Origin of the sequence: Sebaldella termitidis ATCC 33386 (assembly GCF_000024405.1) — a bacterium.
Lineage (GTDB): Bacteria > Fusobacteriota > Fusobacteriia > Fusobacteriales > Leptotrichiaceae > Sebaldella > Sebaldella termitidis.
Genome location: NC_013517.1, coordinates 2,417,877 through 2,443,003 on the forward strand (window position 1 = coordinate 2,417,877; position 25,127 = coordinate 2,443,003).

At 33.4% G+C, this 25,127-nt stretch carries 20 protein-coding genes and 1 riboswitch; of the genes, 1 reads left to right on the plus strand and 19 read right to left on the minus strand.

All coding sequences use genetic code 11. From position 1 onward, the window contains the following. Nucleotides 1-138: 138 nt before the first annotated feature. The 16 genes from STERM_RS11255 to STERM_RS22520 form a co-directional block, all read right to left on the minus strand. On the minus strand, nt 139-6,828 hold the full coding sequence (locus STERM_RS11255; RefSeq protein ID WP_012861738.1) for an autotransporter domain-containing protein: 6,690 nt from the start codon (nt 6,826-6,828) through the stop codon (nt 139-141). 1,033 nt (nt 6,829-7,861) lie between these two features. Next, nucleotides 7,862-8,422, minus strand: coding sequence for a DNA-3-methyladenine glycosylase I (locus tag STERM_RS11260; protein WP_012861739.1), 561 nt, complete (start codon nt 8,420-8,422; stop codon nt 7,862-7,864). A gap of 42 nt (nt 8,423-8,464) precedes the next feature. Next, nucleotides 8,465-9,361: an SPL family radical SAM protein gene (locus STERM_RS11265; protein ID WP_012861740.1), complete on the minus strand. Its 897-nt coding sequence runs from the start codon at nt 9,359-9,361 to the stop codon at nt 8,465-8,467. A gap of 15 nt (nt 9,362-9,376) precedes the next feature. Continuing rightward, nucleotides 9,377-9,844 (minus strand): GyrI-like domain-containing protein, encoded by a 468-nt coding sequence (locus STERM_RS11270; protein WP_012861741.1) that lies wholly within the window; start codon nt 9,842-9,844, stop codon nt 9,377-9,379. A 137-nt stretch (nt 9,845-9,981) separates the two neighbouring features. Beyond that, nucleotides 9,982-10,413, minus strand: a complete 432-nt coding sequence (locus tag STERM_RS11275) for a toxin-antitoxin system YwqK family antitoxin (RefSeq protein ID WP_012861742.1) — start codon at nt 10,411-10,413, stop codon at nt 9,982-9,984. A gap of 101 nt (nt 10,414-10,514) precedes the next feature. Beyond that, nucleotides 10,515-10,988: a ribosomal protein L7/L12 gene (locus STERM_RS21910; protein ID WP_012861743.1), complete on the minus strand. Its 474-nt coding sequence runs from the start codon at nt 10,986-10,988 to the stop codon at nt 10,515-10,517. Further along, nucleotides 10,988-11,956, minus strand: coding sequence for a helix-turn-helix transcriptional regulator (locus STERM_RS11285; protein ID WP_012861744.1), 969 nt, complete (start codon nt 11,954-11,956; stop codon nt 10,988-10,990). The genes STERM_RS21910 and STERM_RS11285 overlap by 1 nt, the downstream gene beginning before the upstream one ends. A gap of 539 nt (nt 11,957-12,495) precedes the next feature. Beyond that, the gene (locus STERM_RS11290) at nt 12,496-12,765 is read right to left on the minus strand and encodes a hypothetical protein (protein WP_012861745.1); all 270 of its coding nucleotides are present in this window, start codon (nt 12,763-12,765) and stop codon (nt 12,496-12,498) included. A 23-nt stretch (nt 12,766-12,788) separates the two neighbouring features. Beyond that, nucleotides 12,789-13,076 carry a hypothetical protein gene (locus tag STERM_RS11295; protein ID WP_012861746.1) on the minus strand — a complete coding sequence of 96 codons (288 nt, stop codon included), beginning with the start codon at nt 13,074-13,076 and terminating at the stop codon, nt 12,789-12,791. 11 nt (nt 13,077-13,087) lie between these two features. Continuing rightward, nucleotides 13,088-13,297 carry a hypothetical protein gene (locus STERM_RS11300; protein WP_012861747.1) on the minus strand — a complete coding sequence of 70 codons (210 nt, stop codon included), beginning with the start codon at nt 13,295-13,297 and terminating at the stop codon, nt 13,088-13,090. A gap of 195 nt (nt 13,298-13,492) precedes the next feature. Next, nucleotides 13,493-13,930 (minus strand): precorrin-2 dehydrogenase/sirohydrochlorin ferrochelatase family protein, encoded by a 438-nt coding sequence (locus tag STERM_RS11305; RefSeq protein ID WP_012861748.1) that lies wholly within the window; start codon nt 13,928-13,930, stop codon nt 13,493-13,495. Between the two features lie 26 nt (nt 13,931-13,956). After that, nucleotides 13,957-15,987 carry a DUF2207 domain-containing protein gene (locus STERM_RS11310; protein WP_012861749.1) on the minus strand — a complete coding sequence of 677 codons (2,031 nt, stop codon included), beginning with the start codon at nt 15,985-15,987 and terminating at the stop codon, nt 13,957-13,959. 52 nt (nt 15,988-16,039) lie between these two features. Further along, the gene (yihA, locus tag STERM_RS11315; RefSeq protein ID WP_012861750.1) at nt 16,040-16,654 is read right to left on the minus strand and encodes a ribosome biogenesis GTP-binding protein YihA/YsxC; all 615 of its coding nucleotides are present in this window, start codon (nt 16,652-16,654) and stop codon (nt 16,040-16,042) included. A gap of 212 nt (nt 16,655-16,866) precedes the next feature. Continuing rightward, nucleotides 16,867-17,607, minus strand: a complete 741-nt coding sequence (locus tag STERM_RS11320; protein ID WP_012861751.1) for an amino acid ABC transporter ATP-binding protein — start codon at nt 17,605-17,607, stop codon at nt 16,867-16,869. Nucleotides 17,608-17,611: 4 nt separating this feature from the next. Next, complete coding sequence (locus STERM_RS22515) at nt 17,612-18,409, minus strand: amino acid ABC transporter permease (protein WP_012861752.1); 798 nt, start codon at nt 18,407-18,409, stop codon at nt 17,612-17,614. An 81-nt stretch (nt 18,410-18,490) separates the two neighbouring features. Continuing rightward, nucleotides 18,491-19,330: a transporter substrate-binding domain-containing protein gene (locus STERM_RS22520; protein WP_012861753.1), complete on the minus strand. Its 840-nt coding sequence runs from the start codon at nt 19,328-19,330 to the stop codon at nt 18,491-18,493. Between the two features lie 61 nt (nt 19,331-19,391). Next, nucleotides 19,392-19,555, minus strand: a riboswitch (Lysine riboswitch). A 142-nt stretch (nt 19,556-19,697) separates the two neighbouring features. Between STERM_RS22520 and STERM_RS11335 the strand changes: the two genes are divergently transcribed. Beyond that, on the plus strand, nt 19,698-21,011 hold the full coding sequence (locus STERM_RS11335) for a PTS sugar transporter subunit IIC (RefSeq protein ID WP_012861754.1): 1,314 nt from the start codon (nt 19,698-19,700) through the stop codon (nt 21,009-21,011). 68 nt (nt 21,012-21,079) lie between these two features. On the opposite strand, the gene STERM_RS21275 is transcribed toward STERM_RS11335, so the two are convergent. The 3 genes from STERM_RS21275 to STERM_RS11350 all read right to left on the minus strand — a co-directional run bounded on the left by STERM_RS21275 (nt 21,080) and on the right by STERM_RS11350 (nt 24,995). After that, nucleotides 21,080-21,574: a MarR family transcriptional regulator gene (locus STERM_RS21275; RefSeq protein WP_012861755.1), complete on the minus strand. Its 495-nt coding sequence runs from the start codon at nt 21,572-21,574 to the stop codon at nt 21,080-21,082. Nucleotides 21,575-21,795: 221 nt separating this feature from the next. Next, nucleotides 21,796-23,763, minus strand: a complete 1,968-nt coding sequence (locus STERM_RS11345; RefSeq protein ID WP_012861756.1) for an alkyl/aryl-sulfatase — start codon at nt 23,761-23,763, stop codon at nt 21,796-21,798. Between the two features lie 638 nt (nt 23,764-24,401). After that, nucleotides 24,402-24,995, minus strand: coding sequence for a TetR/AcrR family transcriptional regulator (locus STERM_RS11350; RefSeq protein ID WP_012861757.1), 594 nt, complete (start codon nt 24,993-24,995; stop codon nt 24,402-24,404). Nucleotides 24,996-25,127 lie beyond the last annotated feature (132 nt).

Genomic DNA, 25,127 nt, shown 5'->3' on the forward strand with positions numbered 1-25,127 from the left:
TATGAAATTCATATCCGTCTGTAATTTTTTATATTATCCCAGCAATTCTGATTACCTTTCAGGAAGAAAGAAGGAGTTTTTCAGGTTTGAACATACCACAGCTTTCCCGGAAAAATTCCTGATTTCTATTTTAGTTAATCAAAATACTGCCTTTAATATTACTCCTGCTCTGTAATCATTTTCCTTATCATTTCCTGTTGAGTATTCTCCTGTCAGGAATATTCCGTATCTGTCTTCCGCCTCTACTCCTATTGCCGCTTTTGTTCTGAATGTTCCCTTTTCGTCCTGCGGTTTTGCAAGCTTATGATATCCGTCCTCTATAGCTGTCAGTCTTGCTTTTTCCCTTTCATTCAGATCTGAAAGCTCATATTCATAAGCAAAATCAAGGGTTCCTTTTAGCTGCCACGCTGTTCTGTTTCCTAAAGGCATCATTCCTTTCAATTCTACTCCAGCTCTTGGTTTCGCACTCCATGCATCATTGCCTTCTACCTCAAGAGCTTCCAGTCCGTTTTCATTAAATGCAGGTCTTGTCACATACATTGCCCTGAATGCTCCATACGGCATTATACTCGCATTCTTGCCTAGACCAAATGCCTTTCCAAGTATATTATCACTTGTGATACTGTATGTTTCATATGTTCCGTTCATTTCCGATCTGCCTAGCGGCGACGGCCAGTCTATATTTCTGTCTATATTATGAATACTTGCCCTTCCCGTAAGGTCATTTCTCAGCTGCCATCCATTTGCTGCATATTTATTATGTACCCCGAGCTGGATTGTATCGACCCATTCTTCACTCTCATTTCCGTCCTTGAATTCAAAGCCTGTGTGTAAATATCCAAGTGAATATCCGAATGTATGTCTATAGGTTCTTTCTACTTCACGTAAAGCCAGTACTCCCGTAGTTGTATAATCATAACCTGTTACTCCGTCTGTTTCCTCTTTATTTTTACCTTTTCCTGCTATTACACTTATTTTTACATTTTCTTTTGTATTATTTGAGGAATCCTGAAGTAAATGCAGCGAGTCTTCAAATGCCTTTGCTATATCATATTCTCTCTGATTTATATTAGCGTATACCTCTCCTGCCAGACTCGACATTATCTGTCGGAATTCTTCCTCAGTCTTTATGTATGCTGTTTTATTATAAATCTGCATTGCATCTCCGGAAGCTCCCAGAAAATTTTCTTCAAGGGCAGTTCCAAAATCTTCAAACCATAATCCGTCTGTAAAATCCGTAAATGCTTTTCTTGCCATATATACATTTGCTCCGGTTCCTGTTGCTTCTGGTGTTGCTTCCCATAATAACGAGCCGCTTATAAATTCATAATTTCCTCCGGATGCTATAACTGCATTTTCTATCTTATATACATTTGCATTTGTCCCGTCTGCAAATCCCGGAAGTATTATTATCGGCTTATCTGTTATCAGCGTGTCTGCTACTATTGAAGCTCCGTTTGCCACAAACTGAGGGCCTGAAGATACAGAAGTCTGATAAACCACACTTTCAGGATTTACTTTTATTGATAAAGATATCCCGTCTGCTGCCAATACACCGTCTGACTGAATAATTCCGCCGTTTATTAAACTGGGTATTTCGTGGCTTATCCCTATAACACTCGATATTGTTGCATTTGATCCTAGAATCAATGTCCCGTTATTCTCATAAGTCGAACCTGCCCCTAATAAAAATGCAGTGCTTTTATTGCCAGTTGTCCCGCTCATATCAATCAGCCCGTTATTTACCGCTTTCGAGCTTATATTGGCAAACATACCGGTTACATTATTTCCAGACATTATTATATTTCCGTTATTTATTATTGTTCCATTTTTATTGGCAGCCATTCCTATTGAATCATCACCTGATATAGTTATTGTAATTCCTAATGCATTCTCTATTACCCCGTTATCTACAAACAATCCGGTTGCACCCTTGCCAGTTCCGTTTATATTTCCCTGATTCACTACAGGTATAGTATTATCTCTTGTATATATTCCTATCCCGTTTTCTTTTATGTTTATAGTTCCTGTATTATTTATCTGAGAACCGTCTCCGTATATTCCCACTGCATATCCGCTGTTATCATAATCTATTGTACCGTCTGAATTATATCTAAGTACTGAATCTCCTGTATTTATTATTCCGCTGTTATTTATAATACCATTTTTGGCATATATTCCGATATTCGATTTTCCGGAACTTCCGTTTATATCTGCACTGTTAGTCACAGTTCCGCCGTTTACAAGGAAATAAGCTATATTATTATCTCCTGTTATGTTTATATCCGCACCGGGAGCACTTATAACTGTATTAGCACCGTCTGAATATACTCCTGTTCCTTTTCCGTTAAGATTTATTATATTATTATTGTTAAGGGTAGAATTTGTTTCCAGTACAAATCCATATCCGCCGTTGCCTACTGATAAATTTGCACTGTTATTATGTATTGCAGTCCCGTTTGTTCCATATACCCCGATTGCTTCATTCTGTCCTACTGATATTGTACTTCCGGCTCCAAGAGTAACTATTCCGCCTTTTGTATAAATTCCTGTTCCTGTTTCACCTATTACAAAAGTCCCGGACTGATTCACTGCTGCACCTTCTGCATAAATACCTATCGACTTGTTTCCGGTATCTATGATGCCGTTGTTCGTTATAATATCACCCGGAGCCGCTGTATAAATACCTATTCCCGGATCATTTACATCAGAAGAGTCCCCGATTTTTACCGTTCCGTTATTTATCAATGTTTTGGCCGGCCCTACCGCATAAATACCTATTGACTTATTACCGCTTAAATCTATCAAATTATTATTTACTATCGGATTTACTACATTATCAGTATAGATACCCACTGCTCTGTTCCCCCTGCTAAGTATCATTCCGCTGTTATCTGCTGTCTGGCCGTCTTTTAGATAAATCCCCTGAGAGTCTGATCCTATAATTAAAGTTCCGCTATTTAGGGCATTTGATGTACTTCCTGTGGCATATATTGCAGTAGAATCATTTCCTACACTTATTACACCCCCGTTATTATATGCACTGGTCCCCCCTATAGCATATAAGCCGGCTGATGAATTATTTAATGTAATTGTTCCTCTGTTTTCAGCTTCTATTCCTGCTGTAAATCCCGGCAGTACAGGAAGTGTATAAATACCATCCACATATATGCCGATATTATTATTGCCTGTAGTACTTACATTTGCACCTCCGTCAAATAATACCATGGAATTTTTGGCTGATATCATAGCACCGTTCCCGCTGAGCGCCACAGAATCATTATAATAATATGTACCGTTTGCAATACTTCCAAGTGTATAAGTTCCGGAACCGCTGGTATTAATCGTCATCAGATTATTAAATATCATTCCGGGATTTGTATTTAAATTAAATATTGTTACTCCCTGTCCTGATACATTTACTGTTGTCCCTGCTGCTGCACTAAAATCCGTTGAGCCTTTCAGATAAAAGCCAAGTGCATTATCCCCTGTTATATTTATAGTTCCCCCTGTTAATGTTACATTACTGTCCTCGGCATATACGGCTATTCCGTTTTTGCCCACAGTGATGTCTCCCGCTGAATTCAGTATGGTATTTTTAGCATATACTCCGACAAGATCTCCTGCCAAAGCATTTGTTACAGAACTTAAATCAATTATAGAACCTGAATTCAGTGTTATATGCGAGCTTCCGCTGTTGTCATTATCTGCTACTATTCCATAGGCTTTATTTATACCAGTAGATTTTATACTGTCGAAATTTGTTACTGATATATTTTTTGTTCCGTAAGTTGGTGTCGAGCCCGGAGTTATATTTGTTCCGTACACTCCAATTCCGTTATCGCCGAATTCTATTTTTCCGTAGTTTTCTGTTATTGTCCCATTAGTTCCATATAAGCCTACCCCGTTATCGGATACTTTTATTATTCCGGCGGCAGCATTATTTAATGATCCGTAGCTGGCGTACATTCCGGTTGAATTTACTCCGTTAAGTACTATTGTCCCGTTATTTGTCATACTCATATCTGTGTTTGTTATACCGGCTATACTGTCATTTTCCTGACCAATTCCTATAAGACCTGCTTCTGTCCCGCTTAATGTTTTTCCGCTGCCAAGTGTTATTCTTGAAGAAGCAACAAGCAAATCCCTGTATTTGACATTAGTTACCGCACCAGAATCAATGCTTGAATCTTCATCAATTTCCAGATGGCCCTTATAGACTTTTGCTTTATCTGATCCTGACATGACAACATGCGCCGACATTATTGAAGTAAAAGTTCCCAGATCCGAAATATTTATTTTTGCATTTTGAATTACCATTGCATATGAATTCGGATTTAGATTAAATGTAAGAGTTCCCCCGGCGGAATTAAACATATTAGTTATATCTGCAGGATTTATAGGAGCATTTAATCCGCTTCCTACATATTGAAATCCAATACTGCCCGCCCCGACATTTACTGCTGTATTCCCGGTAATACTATAACCGCCGCCGTTCTTTGAATAAAATGCATATGCATCAGTTCCGCTTACATTTAAAACCAGTCCCCCGATTTTAAAATTTGAACTTACCACACCATCGGAAAAAAGTGCTATTGAATTATCTCCGCTTACAGTTAATTTATTGGAAAGAGTCGTATTCGTTGCAGCTCCTTTAGAATATACCCCGATTCCTTTATCCCCGTAAACCTCTATTTCTCCTGCATTAACAAACGTCCCCTCATTATATACCCCTGCTGACAGATTCGTGGAAGTATTTTGGAGCAGGAGCTTTCCAGCGGAAGAGTTCGTTCCCTGACTGGCAGAGCCTAATACTGACATTCCTACAGCCCCTGCATCATTAGAACCTATGGGTTTTACTCTTTCCGAATTATTAATAATGACTCCGCTGTTAGTTACCCAGCCGCCGTTATATGCCACAAGTCCTTTTGCATTTTTAGCAGTATTGGTTATAGTTATGTCTGCATTATTCACTATTTTTCCTACCTGAGAGGCGGACTGTCCAGTTCCGTTTGCCATAAATAATATATTATCAATACCGTTTGTTATAACTCCGCCCAGTGTTGTTACTCCTGTATCATAAGAACCTATTCTGGCTCCCACGCTTGCATCAATTATAGTTGTATATCTGTCACTACGCACAAGAATACTGTCTATTGAGTCATCACCATAAGTTAAGGATTTTATCTGTATACCTGTCAGCTCTATATCATTGGTTTGCAAAACAGCAAAAGAAGAATTTCTTAATATTCCCACATTCTGCTCACCATCAACCCGTAAATTCAGATTGCTTATATTGTCAACATAACCCACAGCACCTATTTTTTTGGATAATGATAATCCTATGTTTTTATTTCCCTTGATATTTATAAGTCCGTCTCCCCCGGCTCCGTATTTCCCGGAATCACTTTTCTCCCCGTGAATTCTTACATTATCAAAATAATTTTGTGAAGAGGAAAAAATATCATAAACTCTTACTCCGTAATTTTCTGTTCCGTTTATTTCAATATCTCCCGTATACATATCCGAATTCAGGGGTCCGTCATTATAAGCGCCGAAATCTATACCTATACTGTTGGAACTGTTACTGCCCAATATTATTTTCCCGAGATTATAGGTCTGAGACGGCGTACCAAAATCACCATATGCAAATTCTTTTTCCAAGGTTATTCCTATCATCTGTGTACCGTTATTCAGATATATATTCCCGCTGTTTATAAGCATGGAATAAGTTGTTGAGGGAATAGGCGAAGAAAATCCTGCCAGTATTTGATGTTCCAGACCAATCAGATAACCGCCTCCTGTATTATTAAGTTCCAGATTGCCGGAAAAATCCAGATACTGTGTCGTACTGATTGCATATGGATTATAACTGACAAATCTTGTCTGTCCGGCTATTGTATGATCTATCTGCCAGTCTCCTTTTATGGTTACGCTTTGATTTATTACACTGCTGTATAAAGCCGGCGGAACACCTGTTCTGGCTACTGTACTGTTCCATGTCGTCAATGCTCCATTCCCGTATCTGATATTTCCTGAAAAACTACCGCCGGGACCTGTTATCAAAGTAGTCAGTGAATCTGCAATTACTTCTTTATAATTATCTATCATAACATCAGAAGTTGTTGTCGTCCTGAAAGCAGAAGAAGTTCCCTGTATAAATCCCGTAACCTGAAACGAAAGCTGCGGTACTGAAAAAGGCGGTGTTATGTTTACATCTAATTCAGCCGGCTGGAATTTACTCATTGATACCAAAGGAGTAAGTGACGGTGATGGAATTATTACTGTATTAAAGCTTCCGGATACAGTCGGACCTGAATTTGGTTTGACATTAAAATCCGAAAAATTTCTGTTTGTTACATTTATTGGAATATTTACCCCCAGATTTATTTCCTTCGGCTGCTGAAGCTCCTTATATGGCTTTCCGGCTGTACCGTCTTTGAAGCCGCTTGTTACTATATGGCTGCCTGTTGTGTCATAATATCCTGTTACTTTTGAATGATACAATGCATTTTCCGAACTGTTATCCCTGCCCTCATTATATTCGTCATAAAATCCCGCAAAGAATACCTGCCATTCGAGATATTCAGGCTTTACTATGTAATCATTCTGTAAATATAAATCTTTTAATTCTTTATTTTTTTGCTTAAGTATTTTTTCTATTGTTTGGTAAGTTTTTTCATTCGATTTACTGGTTTCCATATTTTTTACTATGCTATTATACATTCTGTCATATTTTGCCGAAGATATCCCTGATGCAGGCGCATAAGACGATGCCATTGCATTTAATGCCAGAAACGATACTAATAATTTTTTATTTTTTTTCATTATTCCTCCTACGCTATTAATTCCTCTTCATCCTGTTTTTATTCTGTCCGGTTTAGTACATCAGTATTCTCTTTTTTCCAATAGTATACATACTGAACCCTGAAATTTTTGTAAGAATTTTTCATATGACTAATATCCGCTGCCCTGTGTTCTGATCATAATCCTTTGTTATGCTTTCTTCCAATGATCTTTCTATTCTTGTTTTATTACAGTGAATAGTAAACAACAATACCAGCAATAAAAAATCAATATTTTTTTATTTTACCTCCTGTTTTGAGAATTTATTAAGATATTTCAAAACCTTGTTCTGTTTTAAATCTTTTTTAGCTTTACAATCCGATTTTATCAGCTTCCTCCATTTTGTCTTCACAGCTTACCATAGTTGTTATTACAAATATAAGCTTACTTCTCCTTCCTCCTTTCAGAAAATAACGATACTTAAGCAGGTTACTATTCGTATTTGTTAAATTTTACGAATAAAAAACTATTCTTTTATATGTCAAATATTAATCTGATAAATAGTTACTGAAAAATTTTTTCTATTAAAATTGACTTTAAAGATTAAATTTAGTAAAATATTCATAATTGTTTATTTGTAAAATTTAACAAATACGTCTTTTTTTTTAATATTTTATATAATTATACCACTTTTTTATAATTATTTTCTCTGCCTTATAAAATTTTAATATTTATTTCTATAATCAGATATTAATAATGAAGTTTTTTTATTAATAAGATTGAATCTTTTTTATAAAAGTTATTATTAAAATCTTTTTTTTATAAAAAAACAGTATATTTTTATATTCAAAATTAATCATTATTTCCATTTTTATTGCATGAACATTTGTTAATACATCTAAATTTTTCAAAATTTCTATATTATTCATATCTAATTTCTTTTTATATTAAGAAAAAGTAATATATAAATCCATAAAAAAATAAAGACTAACAGTTAATAACTGAAAGTCTCCATTTCATCAGCAAAATATCTATTTAATAATAATTTTTCAAAAAATATATCTTCCATTAGAAGTTATTTTTTCTTAAAACTGCATGTCACTATATGATCGTCTATTATGCCCACAGCCTGTAAATATGAATAAATAATAGTAGAACCTACAAACTTAAAACCACGTTTTTTCATATCCTTGCTTATCTTATCCGACAGTTCGGTTTTCGCTGGGAGTTCTTTCATGTCTTTCCATTTGTTTACTATCTGCTTATTATTTACAAATCCCCATATATATTTGTCAAATGATCCGAATTCTTCCTGTACTTTTATAAAGGCCTTTGCATTCTCTACTGTAGAATTCACTTTTAGTTTATTCTTGACAATTCCGTCGTTCTTTAGCAGCTCATCTATTTTATCCTGTTTATAATCCTTTATTTTGTTATAATCAAAATTATCAAAAGCTTTTCTAAAATTTTCCCTTTTGTTTAAAATAGTTATCCAGCTTAATCCTGCCTGAAATCCTTCCAGAATAAGCATTTCGAACATATATGAATCATCATGGGACGGTACTCCCCATTCATTATCATGATACTCTCTTTCGGAATCTTTATTTGCCCATCCGCATCTTACTGTTTCTTCCATGTAAATCTCCTTTCATCTGCCGTTTTTCTTGTAATATATATCTTAAAATAACGTTCCTTTTATTCCGTTGCTTTTATATTCTCTTATTATATCATGCATTTCATAAAGAAGTCCGTATTTTTTACACTCTGCCTTAAAAAAGCTATACATATCTCTCATATTTAATATATTACAAAAATATTTATTCCCGTATATGCGTATGTACTTACTTTTTAATCCGGGAAAATGCTCATCCAGCTTTTTGAAATAATATGTTCTCTGATTCTGACGCAGAGTCACTCCTCCGCCAAAAAACACAAATTTTGCCCCGCTTTCATAAGAAAGCCTGATAACATCGGAAATATTCTGCATACTGTCTGTTATGAAAGGAAGAACGGGCATCAGCAGAATACCCGTAAATATTCCTATATCCGAAAGCTTTTTCAATGCTTCAAATCGCTTTGAACTTACTGCAACATTAGGCTCTATTTTTCTTGCTGTTTCATCATCTGCAGCAGTTACTGTCATCTTTATACATATAGGTGAAAATATCGAAATTTTCCCTAAAATATCATAATCACGTGCAATAAGATCACTTTTTGTGGTAAGATCCACACCCCAGCCGTACTTATAAATCAGCTCCAGACTTTCTCTTGTCAAATTCAGCCTGGCTTCAAGGGGATTATACGGATCGCTCATAGCCCCTGTTGATATAACACCTTTCAGTCTTTTGCTTTTTATTTCCTTCTCCAGAATATGAAGTGAATTCTTTTTTACTGTTACCTTATCAAAATTCTCTATTCTGTAACAGTCGCTTCTTGAATCACAATAGATGCAGCCGTGACTGCATCCTCTGTATATATTCAGGTTATAATCCGCGCCAAACCATCTCTCCTTGTGTTTATTCTTGGTAAGGAGCGTTTTTGCTTCTATATATTCTATATCATCAATTATATTCATACTACCCCTGTTTATCTATTTTATAGGTACATATATATCTAATTCCGACTCATCCGAATCATCTATCCATCTCTCATCATAATATTCAAAGCTGTATTCCGGTATACATTCCAGCTTTTCCTCAGGCATCCATTTCATATATATATCCCCTATAAACTTACTTATATTATCTCCTTCTATTTTTCCTTTAAATGTATAAACAGCATATTTATTTGCCGGAAGTTTTATCTCTTCGAATCCTTCCGGAATTTCTGTATATGATTCCTTTTCCATCCCGATAGTATAATCAAATAATTCTTCAGTCATTCTCATATTATCCGAAAGTCCGTAGCTGTTCATATGCTCAGGATTAAATTTTCCTTTGGCAGCCTCGAAGAATTCACCCCACGCTTTTGGAAGATCTCCTACTGTTTTCGGGCCTACATCTTTTGTTTTTTTTCCGTATATTGTTATTTCCGGAAGTTCTTTTATTACAGCTTTCATAAATATCACTCTCCTGTTTTATTTTCTTTAATTATACTGTCTTTACTATGACAATAGTATGTCATATTGCCTAAATAAGTTTTTATTTTATAATTTTTATAAAAAAAATTCCCCGTTTTAATGAGGAATTTTATGAATTATCTTACTAATTCTCCGTTTTCATATTTATCTACCTGTTCGATATTTCCATTTTCATCATAATATGTAATATCTCCGTCAGGTTTTCCGTTCTTGTAGTTACCTTTTGAAGCTATATTTCCGTTTTCATGAAATTTTACAAATAATCCCTGTACCACATTATTTTTATCTGTTTGATAAATTAATGCCGGTGTATTCGTAGCTACAAAGAAGTCAGCCACTACTTTAACTCCGCCTTTTTGCTTATATGCTCTTTTATATGAAACAGCAAGTGTTCTGTCATTTATAGGTGCACCTGTTTCATCTACATACGTTATAAAAGTTCCTTTTTTATAATTCAATTCATCATAGACTTTAAGGCCTGTACTTTCATATGAAAAACCTATTATTGTTACAAAAAGAAATAAGCAAAGGAGCAGTATTTTTTTCATAAAATCACCTCATCATTATTTTTGTTGTACTACTATAGTATAATATAACATAGTTTGATTTTCCATATTTTTAAATTAAAATAAAATTATTTTTTTATTTTTTATTTAAAATTATTTTTTTCATGCTTTTCTACAAGGTCTTTTGCGTCTTTCAAACCTAATCCTGTTAATTCTCTTACTCTTTTTATCTTTTCAATTTTGGAAATATCAGAATCAAGCAGCTCTTTTAAAGATAATTCATTATTTCCGGGTATTTGGTCAGTTAAGCTTTCTTCACTCGGAAATATTCCTCTTTCACTTCTCTCTACTAATTCCTTTGAACTTTTTAAGTCCAAATTTGTAAGTGAATGAATCTGCTTTATCTTCTCCAGCTTATTATAATTTCCTCTGAGTATTTCATCTATTTTTGTTTGATTATTTATATTTCTATCTGAAAACACTGTATTTTCATTATTGCTCTTTATTTCGACATAACCGCTGAATTCACTCTGCTTCATATTTTTCTTTTCTTTTTCTCTTTTTTCATAATATTCTTCTACATCTGTCTTTTTTTTGAAAAAATCAAATATCCCCATTATTCATCCTTTCCATTATACATGTTATACATGTTTTTTATTCTCTGTATTATTTCATTCCTTAATTCTTCCGGTTCCAGCACTTCCACATTATCACCAAGGCTCAGTATGAACTCAAGAAACCATTTATCTATTCTCCAGTTCAGCTTTATTATAACATAGTTTTCTATAGATGTAATATTGTACTTTTCCCTGCTTTTCTTTATATCCAATACTTCATAATTATCCAGAAAAAATTTAGCTATCTCAAAAAAATTTTTCTTATACTTTAATATTATTTCATTATGTATATAATCACTGAAAAATCCTTTTTGCGAATATATTTTTTCTGAAATATCCGGATCTTCTGTAAACTTTTCATTTGTAATTTTTATTTCAAGTATTCTTGATACCCTGAATATCCTCAGTTCCTTCCTGAGAAGACAATTGGCAAAAAGATAAACCGAATTACCTTTTATAGAAATAATATACGGCTCGAGCTGTCTCTCGCTTATCACATTATCACTGTTTATATACTTTACCTCTATAATATTTTTGCTTTCAATCGCTTTTTTTATTGAGGATATATTTTCCTTTTCTCTTTTATGCATAAGATAGCCTTCTTCTATCTTAAAATAGTCAAGTTTTCTCTGTTCTTCCATCTCTTTGTCAGAAATTATGTTTTTGAATTTTTCTATAAGCAGCTTTGTTTTACTGTCCTTATAATAGTAATTATTTAATATAGATATTATTCTTGTCAGTTCAGACTTTGAAAAATTTATATTTTCCAGCTTAAAATTTTCTATTATACTTATACCGCCTTCAAATCCCATTTTTCTCTCTATAGGTATCCCCATATTTTCCAAAATATCAAGATCACGGTATATTGTTCTCTGCGATACTTCAAATTCCTCGGCCAGTCTTTTGGCGCTTACTTTTTTATATCTATTCAGATAGTATAGTATATTTAAGATCCTGTCTGTTTTCATATATCCCCCTGTCCCGGTTATTTTATAAAGAAAATTAATTTATTTAAATATTTATCTGAAATTCTGACCCGTTTATAATATGTTATTTAAGGAAAAAATACAAAGATTTTTATATTGATATTCCAGATCATTTTAGCCATAAATTTGGTTCAGTATCTGTTTTATTTATATTCTGAGTATAACAAAAATTCATTATTATTACAATTGAAATGAACATACTTTATTAAAATTCCCAATAAGTTAATAAATCAGTTTTGGCAGCAAATACAGCAGCCTGTCTGCTTCCTGCTAAACAGGCTCTTATAGTATCATTAGTTCTATAATCATATCTTTATATAATTAATTTTTTTTATTCTTTTTTATGATCTTTCTGGTGATATTTTCTTTTTTTAGAAACCTTACATTATTATCCTGCTTATTATCCTATTATTTTTTCTCATCACTAATAAAGCAAGTCAATTCATAAAATCACCAAATTTTTCACAAAATAAAAAACAGCACTTATGCTGTTTTTTATGTAATTAACTAAATATATAAGTTTATCTGATATTGTTTTCTGCCTTGTACTGCTCGATTCTAAATAGAAGATCTTCTATTTCCTGTATTTCAGCTACTTTTTTATCTATTTGCTTATCCACCTTAGTCAGCTCTTTTTCCAGTCTTGTTCCACTGTTTAAATGCTGTCTAAGATTTGTCCACTTTCCTCTTGCTCCTTCTCTTAATTCTCTTCTATACTCATAAGTAGGAGCTGCACTTGCCATCATTCCTGCAAATACACATAAAGTCATTATAATCCCAAATTTTTTCATAAATTTTCTCCTCTTTGTCTTTCTTATCTTTTTCTTCTCATTCTTGCCTGTTCATCTGGCATTAATTCTTCCTCTTCAGCTTTTATTCTATCAAGCATAGTATACCAGTAACCTCTTTTTTCAGGTAGTGTTACATATACTGATTCCTGAGCTCTTCTTAAAGCTTTTTCATATGATGAGTATACACCGTCCTGATCATAATCTTTTGTTATACTATCTTCAACAGATTTACTCACCTGAACATCACCCTCTGCACCATACGCTGCAAAAGCCATTGTTCCCACTAAAAAAACCAATAGTATTTTTTTCATAAAAATTCTCCTTACTTTCTTGTTTTATTTAAGTACTTAAGTACTTTGTTATATTCAGTTTTATGCCATGCCACATCTTTTTTAGCTCTATAATTTTCGATTTTATCGGCTTTCTCCATTTGTGCTTGCATATCAGGCATTTCTGGTATAGCTTTTTCTTTCTTAGCTCCCAGAGACATTATACTTAATGCCATTAATACAGCAATGATTAACTTTTTCATAATTCTCCTCCTGCGTCCTTCTGTTTAATTTTATTTTATAAAACTTCATTATTTTATAAATTCCTCTACTAAATTTTAGCATTTTTTTGGATTTTGTCAACCATTTTTTATTTCCCAAATTTTTATTTCTTTAAATACTTAACTTTCAAAGGATTTGTTTTTTAAAAATTAATCATAAAAATTCATAAATAAACACTATTTTATTATATTTTTAATTTCATCTCTTAGTTTTTTTGAATTCTTACAATTTTTACCATGACTTGATACCAGTATTTGATAATCTTCATCTTCCAATATTGCTCCAAAACGTACATTCATTTTATTTTTGGATGTCACATTATTTACCAGAATATTATTCTTTATACAAAATTCTGCTATTTCTTCATTCAGCTCTTTATCGTCTGTTGCTGCTACTACCAGCATATATTCCCGTAAATTCTCATCGGAAAATCTCTTTTCTCTTATATCGATATTCCCTATTTCCCTTATCTTTTCTTCTTTTATTTCCTCAGCTATTACTGTAATGTCAGAATTATATCTGGACAGTGTTTTTATCTTTTTATAAGCAATCTTTCCTCCGCCTATTACAAGACACTTTTTATTCTCAATATCTATACATACAGGAAAAAACATCCTTCCGCCTCCCAAAGTTCAGAATTTTACCAGCTTCCGCCGCCTCCGCCGCCATGTCCTCCGCCAGAGGAATGACCTCCTGAGGAGTAGCTGCCTCCGCTTCCGGAAGAGGATTCATGAGAGCTTACAGCACTTGAATATGACCTTATTACATGGGTTCTTATTGTATCAGCCCTGTATCTTCTTCTAAAATTATTATTTATTTCATCATGTGAAATATAACTGTTTAATGATATACTTTCCATCAGCTTTTCCATACCATATGTCAGATCTAATGCTGCTATATAAGGATAAATTTTATCTATATAGCCTGTCATTTCCTCTGAGCTCAGAATATTTCTTACATCAGATTTATAATTATTCACGGAAGCTTCTATATTCTCCAGCTCATAATTAATGCAGACACCGTATTCCGTATAACGTTTTTTCAAATTTGTATATTTGCTGTATGCATATCCAAATAAACACCACACACCCAGTAAAAAAACATTTTGAGTAGCAGCAAAAAGCAGTATTCCTATAGCTGCTCCCCATACCCATGATCTTTTTGAAGGATTTCCAAAAACAAACATTGAAAGTCCGATCATTGTCCAAATACCGAAATTTACTGCAATTACAATACCGCCTGTATGATCCTTGGTTATCATATATCCTATTTTATATTCGGCAAACACTATAAGACCGGTTATAAGTATTGCAAAAAAATAAACAAAATTATCCTTTACCATCATTTCCATTTTTTTATTTATGAGTCTTTTGTTCAGATTATTTTGAAAAGTATAAAAATAATCCTCCGGGATATTTGAAAATTTGTTTATTTTTCTGCTTTCTCCCTTTTCCGCTGCTTTTTTTAATTTATTCAGCTTTTCCTCGTCCAGATCAAGTCCGCTTTCTCTCAAAAGGTCATTTATCTTATTTTCAAATATAGTTTCTACTTCTCTCTGACTAAATTTTTGCCTTTCCAGAGTAGTTTTCAAAAGACGCTCTTCTTCTGTGAGTGCTTCTTCGGAATTCAGCAGTTCAAATGCATCGTCACTTATATCAGGATGCAGCTTTAAATGTTTCTTTGATATTAATGACAATACCCCTATACTAATTATATTTTCCATTTTTTTTTCATTTTTCAAAAATGCTGTAAACATAGGAGAAAGTTTATTAGGTATCTTCCCATACGAAGCTTTGTCTATCTCCGGATCTTTTTTCAGAGTCAAAAGTCTCAACAGCATAAATATCAGGAATGATAATAGAAATATTACTGAAAGAGCCAATAATTCATTCTTATAGATAAGGCCTTCTAATTTTTTTAAAGTACTGATATGAATTTCATCTGTCTCAAAATTTAAAAAAATCGAAAGACCATTATTTTTCTCCAATATTTTTGCTGCTGATATTCTTATAATATCAGGCTCCATAATATAGGTGTAATCTTTTCCTTTTTCATTAAAGGCACCGGTATATATTTCTAGTTTTGTTCCTTTTGAAAATATTTTTTTATTGCCTTCAAAGGATATATTTACTTCACTGTCTAATATGTCACATGTCCAGCTTTGTCCTACAGCATTCCAGTCTATTTCATATCTGTTCCCACCTTTTTCGGTTACTGCACCAAATACAGTATAATTCAATACATATTTGTTCATACCTGTAACATATGCTTTTGCATTGCCTATTCTGAAGTTTACCGTTCCATCTTCATATACTGCCTTATATTTTTCCTGTTTACCGTTTCTTGTTATATAGTTCATCTTTACCGAAATATCACTTTTAGCTCCGCCGGGATAAGAAAGCGGAATAATTCTATATATTCCATGCTTCATACCTGAAGAAAAAAAGTAATCTATTTCTTCATTTATTGTAATTGTTCCGTCTTTATTAATCTCTGCATTCACAGTCATATTTTTTATATGTTCCCTGTAACTGTAGATTCTTTTATATTCTTCCTCAGTATAGTTATGTTCTTTTTCTACTGCCTTGCCGCTTTCTGCTCCTTCAGATGCTGCTGCTGCAAATATAAGAAGAAATACACACGCTAATAGTAAAAGTAATCTCCTCTTCATTATCTCTCCTGTTTCCAATTATGCTTCATTTATCCGCAAATAAAACATAAAGCTAGTCTAAAGTTCTTTTCAAGCCTGTTTTTCCTGCTTTTTCCCTCTCATCAAAAATAAATTCTTCCAGTTCTTCACGCCCTGTATTTTTTAAGGCTGAATAGAAGAAAACATCCTTATTATCAAATTCCAGTTTCTTTTTTATTTCCTTAAGCTGTTTAAATTTTTGATTATTTGAGAGCTTATCTGTTTTGGTAAATATTATATAGTAATTAATGCTGTAATGCTCCAGCCACTTAAGCATTTCTATGTCTTCAGCCGAAGGCACTCTTCTTATATCAAGGAGCAGAAATACTATTTTTTCTCTGTCACTGTTCAGATAGTCAGCTATTATTTTCCCCCAGTTTTTCTTCACAGCTTCCGGAACCTTGGCAAATCCATATCCCGGAAGATCTACAAAGTAAAAATCTTCATTTACGTCAAAAAAATTTATAAGCTGTGTACGTCCGGGAGTTTTACTTGTTCTTGCAAGGTTTCTTCTGTTAGTAAGTGAATTTATCAAAGATGATTTCCCCACATTTGACCTTCCTATAAATGCAAATTCTATTTCTGTCGTTTCCGGATAATCATTTATTACGACTGCTGATTTTATAAAATCTGTCTTCTTTATTCTCATTTGTTCTCCTTATCTAAACTTATATTACAAAATAAATGTTTATTTTTTATAAAATATTCTGTTATATTATATCATACACTGAAATTAAAATCACATAGTTTATATATTGTTTTTTTGGCTGTCAGTCACATAAACAGATCATTATGCCGAATACTGGCTGTTATATAAAAAAGACAGGAGCTTTTATACTTCCCGTCTTTTGATTATTATATTTATTTATTTAGCATACGTGATAAAAACTCCTGAGTTCTTTTATGCTGCGGATTATTAAATATTACCTCCGGTTTGTCATCTTCCACTATTACTCCCTGATCCATAAATACCACACGATCGGAAACTTCCTGAGCGAATCCCATTTCATGTGTTACTACCAGCATTGTCAACCCGCTTTGTGCCAGATCCTTCATTACCTTTAGTACCTCACCCACCATTTCAGGATCAAGAGCCGATGTAGGCTCATCAAATAAAAGAACCTCCGGCTCCATAGCCAATGCTCTTGCTATAGCTACCCTCTGCTTTTGTCCGCCAGATATCTGACTTGGTTTTGCATTTATGAATTTTTCCATTCCTACCTTGGTAAGGAATTTCATTGCCATGTCCTCACTGTTTTTTTTGCTTCTTTTTAATACTTTCATTTGTCCAATCACGCAGTTTTCCAGTACTGTAAGATTATTAAAAAGATTAAACTGCTGAAATACCATTCCTACTTTTGATCTTAGCTTGGCAAGAGACATTTTTCCTGTTGTTATATCTTTATCGTGATAAAATATCTCACCGCTTGTCGGTCTCTCCAGAAGATTTATGCAGCGAAGCAGTGTAGACTTACCGCTTCCCGAAGAGCCTATTATACATACTACTTCTTTTGGTTTTACAGTAAAATTAATATCTTTCAGGACACAACGGCTTCCGAAATCTTTTCTCAGATGTTCTATTTTTATAATTTCATTACCCACACTATTACCTCTCTTTCAACAAATTACTGTCAATCTCTTTCTCAATTGTCTCTGCAATTTCAAAATTTTTCGGACCGTCGATTTTCTTTTCTACAAATCTCAGAATCAGACTGATTGTAAATGTAAGAAAGAAATATATTGCACTTGTTATTATAAATACTTCATAATAACGAGTATACGTTCCTGCCAGTGATTTTGAAGTGAAAAAGAGTTCGGTAACACTGATAACGTTAAGAACCGATGTATCTTTTATATTTATAATAAACTCATTTCCTACAGAAGGTAATACATTACGTATTGCCTGCGGAAATATAATGGATTTCATGGTTTGAAAATGACTCATTCCTATTGCCTGGGCTCCTTCAAGCTGTCCCTTATCCACAGAATCAATTCCGCCTCTGATTATCTCAGCCATGTAAGATCCGGTATTTATTGATACTATGAATAATGCTGCCGGTATAGGATCAAGATTAAAATCAAATCTTTGTAGAAGTACTGGAAGCCCGTAATAAATAACCATTGCCTGTACTATCATAGGTGTTCCCCTGAAAACAGCTATATATATTTTTATTATTATCTGAGATAGCTTAATAAAAAACTTTTTTATTACCGGTGTTTTTTCATCTATATACGCTTCCCTTACTAATGCAACACATAATCCGATAAAAAATCCCACAATAGTTCCTGTTAGCGAAATATAAAGAGTCGTAATGGTACCGCTTAAGAACTGGTTTCCGTTTTTTTCTATGAAAAAAGCTACCCAGCCTAAAAAAGTCCTCGTACCATCTGCTGCTAAAAACATAATTTCCCTCTTTCCAGTATCCTGGCTTCTCTTTGGTTCTGCTCAGAATACATCTTGACTTGTTTAATTTTATAATAAAATCTAATTTTCTAACGGCTGATTCTTAATAGCATCTTCCATTATTTTTTGACGCTCTTCTTCTGTAATTCCGGCAAGAATTTTATCTATCTGGTCTTTAAGATCTGTATTTCCTTTTTTCAGTCCCACAGCCACATCGACTTCCTCATTGGAATATTCAAAACCCTTTCCTTTTTCAAAAGTAATATATTTCAAATTTGGGTTTGCAGTTTCTGCTGCCATTGCTCCCGGTCTTTCAGAAACATAACCGTCTATTTTCCCGGAATTAAGTGCTACTATCATAGCAGGAAAATTTTCCATTGCTGTCTGCTTGTTCGCTCCTGTAAGCTGATCTATTACAGTATAGTGAAGTGTATTCAGCTGTCCAGTTATTTTAGCTCCCTGAAAGTCTTCAAGTGTTTTTGCATTTGCATATTTTCCGTCTTTTGCTACTACTACTACAAGATCCGACTTATAATAAGGCGATGTGAAATCCAGACTTTCTTTACGTTCTGTAGTTGGTGACATACCTGCTATTACTGCATCTATCTTACCAGACTGCAGTGCCGGTCCAAGAAGTCCGTCCCAGTCTGTCTGTACTATTACAAGTTCTTTTCCAAGACCTTTTGCTACAAGCTTTGCTATTTCCACGTCATAACCGCCGCAGTATCCGTTGCTCGAATTCTTTACGGCACCGTTGCTGTCATCACTTTGGAACCAGTTAAAAGGGGCATATCCGCATTCCATTCCCACTCTGAACTCATTGCTTTCTTTTTTTCCTTCTCCCCCGCTTCCGCCTTTTCCACAGGCTGTTAATACCACAAGCATCAATATTAAAGCAAATAAATTAATTTTTTTTATCATATTTTCCTCCTAATTTATAAAAAAAGGTTGTTCACTATTATGACAACCTGTTTATATATAGTTGTTTAATAGTGCCATCCAATGGATGAGTGACAAAGATGTTATCTCTGCCCCCACATTATACTCATGCCTTCATATAATGTTCGGCGATGGTTACCTTTCATATGCTTCCCAGCCTGCCAGCTCTGCATATTACTAATTCTCACCGCTACCTCTATAAAACCTAATTTTATTCTATTGTTATTAAATAATGATAGCTGATATTTCCAGAAATGTCAAGTATTAATGAATATATAATATATAATTTGCTATTTTATACTTTATGTAGTAATATTAGAATGAATTTAATTTTTAGAGAGGAGAAAAAATGGGAAATAATTTTTTTAGTTTTATGGAAAAAACTCTTATGGGGCCTATGTCAAAGCTTGCTAACCAAAAGCATCTGCTGGCTGTAAGAAATGGAATGATATCTACTATTCCTCTTACTATAGTAGGAAGTTTCTTTTTGATACTTGCTTCTCCGCCACTTAGCCCCACATTTTTAAAATCGATTGACTACGCTAATAAATATGGAATGAATTTCGCACTGGTGTTCAGACTTAGTATGGGGATTATCGCCGTTTTTGCCACTTATAATATTGCTTACTATCTGGCAAAATCTTATAATCTGGATGGTGTATCGGCAGGAACACTTGCTCTTGTCGCGTTTATGATGACACAGGTTCCTTTATTTCTGGAATTTACATTGAAAAATGCCGCAGAGCCTACAAAGGGATGGGTAGTTCCTATGAATAATCTTGGTTCGGCCGGATTATTCGGAGGTATTATAATAGCCTTTTTCGCTGTGGAAACTCTCCGGTTCTTTAAGGAACACAGGCTAGTAATAAGAATGCCTGACGGAGTGCCCGAAGCAGTGGGAAGATCTTTTGAATCACTATTCCCCACTATTTTTGTGGTAGTAGTTGTCTATCTTGTTTCTATACACTTCGGATTTGATATTCATAAATTTTTATACGGATTTTTTAAACCGCTTATCAGCCTTGTTAATCATCCTGCCGGAGTTATAGTTATTGTTTTTCTTATTACTTTTTTATGGGCATGCGGTATTCACGGAGTTGCAATAATTGGTTCTGTTGCAAGACCAATATGGCTTATCCTTCTGGATCAAAATGGTGCAGCTCTTGAAGCAGGTGCAAAGGTGCTCCCTAATATTGGTGCCGAACCTTTTTATCAGTGGTTTATCTGGATAGGCGGTTCAGGATGTACTATAGGACTTCTTATTCTTATGGTTTTTTCGAAGTCAAAGCAGTTAAAAAGTCTGGGCAGAATTGCTCTGCTTCCCGGAATTTTTAATATAAACGAGCCTATTATATTCGGAACACCAATTATGTTAAATCCGTTTTTGATTATACCATTTATGCTTGCACCAATAACTACAGCTCTTTTAAGCTATTTTGCCATGGCTGCCAATATGGTATCAAGAGTTTCTACTCTTGCCCCTTGGACATTTCCGGGACCTATAGGTGCTTATCTGGCTACAAACGGTGATTTCAGGGCAGTAATACTGGTATTTATAAATATAGCAATTTCTACAATTATTTATTTTCCTTTTTTCAAACTTTATGAGAAAAAATTAGTTGCCGAAGAAAAACTAAACTCTGAAAAGAAAGCAGCAAACTAAAAGCAGACCGGAAATCCGGTCTGCTCATTTTTATTTTAATAAATACAATTATTATATTTTATTTTCTTTCAGCCAAATAAATCAATATTATGAAAAAGCTTTAATGAAATTCGTTCCAGACACTTTAACTCTTCATCTGTAAATTCTGAAAAGATTTTTTTATATCTGGAATGATATTCAGGAATTAAACCATTCAGGAAACGGTATCCTTCTTCAGTCATTGTTATTTTATAAACTCTTTTGTCACTTTTATCTTTTACTTTTTTTATAAATTTCTTTTGACATAATGTCTTAATAACATTACTAATAGTGGGAGCAGACAAACCAAATTTTTTTGAAATATTTCCGGCAGTTTCCGGCTTATTGTGATTTAAATACAAAGTTAACAGTATTGACAGCTGTGTACTCGTAGTACCAAAGTGGCTTAAATGACTCTCCACTCTCCCGTTGGCTTTTTGTGCGGTCATCATAAAACTAAAATATGCTCTTATTACATCTAAATCATTTATTCCATACTCTTCAGATAAAATGTTAAATTTTTCCATACCGGGAAATTTATTCATAAAAGAGGCTCCATTCCTATTATAAAATCAAAATTAAACATTCTGTTTATTATTTAATGCAATAAATTATATAATTTCATAGTTCATTTTGTCAATAAGAATTATTTTATTTCCGGATCAAAATAGCTTTTCTGCACTGTTTTCCGCTAAGAACACTTAATGCTTATTTTTTTACAATCAAAAGGGAATCTGCCGTTAGACAAATTCCCCCAAAATATTTATTACGGTGTTACTATATTAAAGTCCGGAGTAAATGAATCAAAAGTTTCCAGCAGTTCATTAAATTTAGATGTATCTCCTGTAACTTTGGCTCTGCCTGCCTGAACTTCCTTATCCAGTGTTGTAGCATTTCCAGCTATTCCAAGTAATGATTCTTTCGGAATAGTCATGCTTAAATCTGCATTTCCGAAGCTGTTTACTTTTCTATAAACTAATACACTATTCTCGAGTGTAATTACATATTTTTCCTTTAGATTAGGTTCTTCCCAGTTTATTACCATTTTTTTGCCGTTTGCCTTATCTCCTATGATATGTATTCCAAAATAATCCAGTATCATATCAGGAGTCATAGCATTAAGAGTATCAGGACTGGCAGTAGTTGCCGTAATTTTTGGCGTACCGTTTCTAAGCTCATAAGCACCCATTAGATATTCGTTTCTCCATGTACCGTTTTCTGATTGGTAACCCAGCTGCTCGAGTATATCTGCCTGAAGATTTTTAGCGGCTGTGTTATTTGGTTCCGCAAATACTACCTTATTCATTACTTCAGCAGCCCATCTGTAATCACCTTTATTATATGCTTCTCTGGCTTTTTTCATTACAGCTGCTGATCCTCCCATATACTCCACATATTTTTTAGCTGATTCTTCCGGCGGCAGCGGATTCAAATTCGCTGGATTACTGTCGTACCATCCCAGATATCTTTGGTATATAGCTTTTATGTCATGACTCACACTTCCGTAATATCCTCGTAATGCCCAATCCTGATCCAGATTCTGAGGTAATTTAAGATTTTCTGCTATTTCATTCATTGTATATCCCTTATTTATCAGTCTTAAAGTCTGGTCATTCAGATATTTATATGCATCTCTCTGATTAGACAAGTAAGATACTATTTCTTTATTACCCCATTTAGGCCAATGATGCTGTGCTATTACTACATCAGTTTTGTCTCCGTAACGGGCAACTGCTTCATCAAGAACTTTCCACCAATTTTCAGCGTCTCTTACCTGTGCTCCTCTCAAAGTATAGAGATTATGTAATGTATGTGTCGCATCTTCCGCTGTGTTCAGAAGCTTGAACTGCGGAAAATACATAAGCATTTCAGCCGGAGCTTCTGTATTCGGAGCCATCAAAAATTCTATCTGTACTCCGTCAATTGTTCTTTTTTCCCCGGTAGTTTTTATTATATCAGTAGGCGGTATAAGCGTAACATTCCCCCCTGATGAAACAGTTTTTCCAAGTCCGGTATCCACATGCCCTTTAGGGTTTCTTGGTAGCATAGAGCCATATTGGTAAAAAGAACGTCTGCTCATGGCATTTCCTGCATAAACATTTTCCTTAACGGCTTCTTCCAGAAAACCACTCGGAGCCAGTACTTTTACTTTACCGCTTTTTACATCTTTTTCATCAACTATTCCCTTTACACCGCCATAGTGGTCAACATGGCTGTGACTGTATATTACCGCTGATATAGGCTTTTGCGGTCTATTTTTATAATAAAGGTCTAAGCCGGCTTTTGCTGTTTCTGCTGAAATCATAGGATCAATAATGATAAGTCCTTTAGTTCCCTCTATTATTGTCATATTTGAGATATCAAATCCTCTGATCTGATAAACTTTATCAGTTACCTGAAACAGTCCATTCAGCGAATTTATCTGTGCTACTCTCCATAAACTGGGATTTACAGTAACAGGAACTCCTGTTCCCATTTGATATTCATAGCTTTTCATATCCCACACTACTTCACCTTTATCATTTTTTATTATTAATTCCGGAGTAGTTGCTATAAATCCTTTTTTTGCATCCGTAAAATCCTGAGTATCACTAAAAGGCAGATCTTTTAACACCTGTGCATTTTTTTCCTTTGTGAATGATGAGGCATCTTTAGGTTCTTCTGCTGCATATAAACTAATTGACAGCACTAAAGACATAACTATCAGTTTCATAATACTTTTCTTACTTTTCATCGTTACCTCCTAAAATCTGTTTTATTATATAATTTCTTATTAAAAACAGGAACTTATGCATTTTCAATATAAATATTATCTTATAATGAAAAATCAAATGCATATAAAACCTTATCCTGATTCAGTAATCTAAAAAAGAGAATCTGACCTTGAGTATATCTCAATTTTTTCTAATTCTTCTTTTCTTTATTTCTTTTATTTAAAAACTTTCAGCTTACACTTATATATAATTATTCTGCTGAATAATATGACTGTTAAGGTATAAAAAAACAATAAATGTAGCTCGCTAACTAAGTTTATTATATATTTTATAATTTAGTTTGTCAATCATTTAATTAAATTAATAATTTCACAATATTAATAAATATTGAATATGATTTTTTATCTGAACTAAAATATCTTTTTACTTTATATGAATTGATTTGAGATACTTGTAAGGGATTCATGAAACTTTTGGATATGTAAAATATTGTTAAAAGTGACTTTTTTTACAAACAAGGGAATTTTCTAAAATATTAATAAAATAATTCATTCACTTAATTTTTTTAATATTTTTATTTTTGTTTATTTATTATATGTTAAATAAAAATTCTGACAAACATAACTGAAATAAAACTTCATATTACATTGCAGAATTTTCATTCTGACGACAAACCGGACCATATTAAATTAAATAATGCATCTATTTTTTTGTCATCTAAAGTTAAATTATTTAATACTACATCCTGAACTACCATATCATGCATAACTGATGTAATAAATGATATCAGGATACTCGTAGAAACATCTTTTATTGCTTTGTTTTCTTTTAATTTTTCCAAAAATTTCCAGTATATATCTTTTTCAAGTCTTATTTTTTTCTTCATTTCCTGTTTTATGTATGAAGAACCGTTGATTACTGTAATATAATTAATTATATGAGGATTATTTTTATAAAAAATTATCATTTTTGTTATAAAAGATTTAAATTCTCTTTCCAAAATCTCTATGCTGCAGTTATCATAAAATGCCTCGTATTCTTTAGGCTTTATTGCACTGCTAAGCAGATCTGAACAGTAAAAGCAAAGTGAATTAATAATTTCTTCCTTGCCTCTAAAATAATAATAGATATTTCCCGGACTTATCTTTATTTTCTGTGATAATAATGCTATTGAGGATTTTTCCAAGCCTACTTCCCATATTAATCTTAACATTCCAGTTAAAATCTTTTCTTTTGTATGTAAAAACTCCATTATTATTTGACACCCCTTCAATAAAACATTGATACTCCTATCATATCATACTATTAATAAAAAACAAATATAATTTTTCTTTTTTAGTATATTTTTTTAAACTTAAACAACTGTTATGATTAAAAATAAAGT

Bases quoted from the DNA above. Each gene is read 5' to 3' on its own strand.
- STERM_RS11270 (WP_012861741.1), bottom strand. From the start codon at position 9,844: ATGAAAGCTGTAATAAAAGAACTTCCGGAAATAACAATATACGGAAAA.
- STERM_RS11305 (WP_012861748.1), bottom strand. From the start codon at position 13,930: ATGTTTTTTCCTGTATGTATAGATATTGAGAATAAAAAGTGTCTTGTA.
- STERM_RS11350 (WP_012861757.1), bottom strand. From the start codon at position 24,995: ATGGAGTTTTTACATACAAAAGAAAAGATTTTAACTGGAATGTTAAGA.
- STERM_RS21275 (WP_012861755.1), bottom strand. From the start codon at position 21,574: ATGAATAAATTTCCCGGTATGGAAAAATTTAACATTTTATCTGAAGAG.
- STERM_RS11275 (WP_012861742.1), bottom strand. From the start codon at position 10,413: ATGAAAAAAATACTGCTCCTTTGCTTATTTCTTTTTGTAACAATAATA.
- STERM_RS11290 (WP_012861745.1), bottom strand. From the start codon at position 12,765: ATGAAAAAATTTGGGATTATAATGACTTTATGTGTATTTGCAGGAATG.
- STERM_RS11300 (WP_012861747.1), bottom strand. From the start codon at position 13,297: ATGAAAAAGTTAATCATTGCTGTATTAATGGCATTAAGTATAATGTCT.
- STERM_RS22520 (WP_012861753.1), bottom strand. From the start codon at position 19,330: ATGATAAAAAAAATTAATTTATTTGCTTTAATATTGATGCTTGTGGTA.
- STERM_RS11255 (WP_012861738.1), bottom strand. From the start codon at position 6,828: ATGAAAAAAAATAAAAAATTATTAGTATCGTTTCTGGCATTAAATGCA.
- STERM_RS11345 (WP_012861756.1), bottom strand. From the start codon at position 23,763: ATGAAAAGTAAGAAAAGTATTATGAAACTGATAGTTATGTCTTTAGTG.
- STERM_RS11335 (WP_012861754.1), top strand. From the start codon at position 19,698: ATGGGAAATAATTTTTTTAGTTTTATGGAAAAAACTCTTATGGGGCCT.
- STERM_RS11265 (WP_012861740.1), bottom strand. From the start codon at position 9,361: ATGAATATAATTGATGATATAGAATATATAGAAGCAAAAACGCTCCTT.
- STERM_RS22515 (WP_012861752.1), bottom strand. From the start codon at position 18,409: ATGTTTTTAGCAGCAGATGGTACGAGGACTTTTTTAGGCTGGGTAGCT.
- STERM_RS11295 (WP_012861746.1), bottom strand. From the start codon at position 13,076: ATGAAAAAAATACTATTGGTTTTTTTAGTGGGAACAATGGCTTTTGCA.
- STERM_RS11260 (WP_012861739.1), bottom strand. From the start codon at position 8,422: ATGGAAGAAACAGTAAGATGCGGATGGGCAAATAAAGATTCCGAAAGA.
- STERM_RS21910 (WP_012861743.1), bottom strand. From the start codon at position 10,988: ATGGGGATATTTGATTTTTTCAAAAAAAAGACAGATGTAGAAGAATAT.
- STERM_RS11285 (WP_012861744.1), bottom strand. From the start codon at position 11,956: ATGAAAACAGACAGGATCTTAAATATACTATACTATCTGAATAGATAT.
- STERM_RS11310 (WP_012861749.1), bottom strand. From the start codon at position 15,987: ATGAAGAGGAGATTACTTTTACTATTAGCGTGTGTATTTCTTCTTATA.
- yihA (WP_012861750.1), bottom strand. From the start codon at position 16,654: ATGAGAATAAAGAAGACAGATTTTATAAAATCAGCAGTCGTAATAAAT.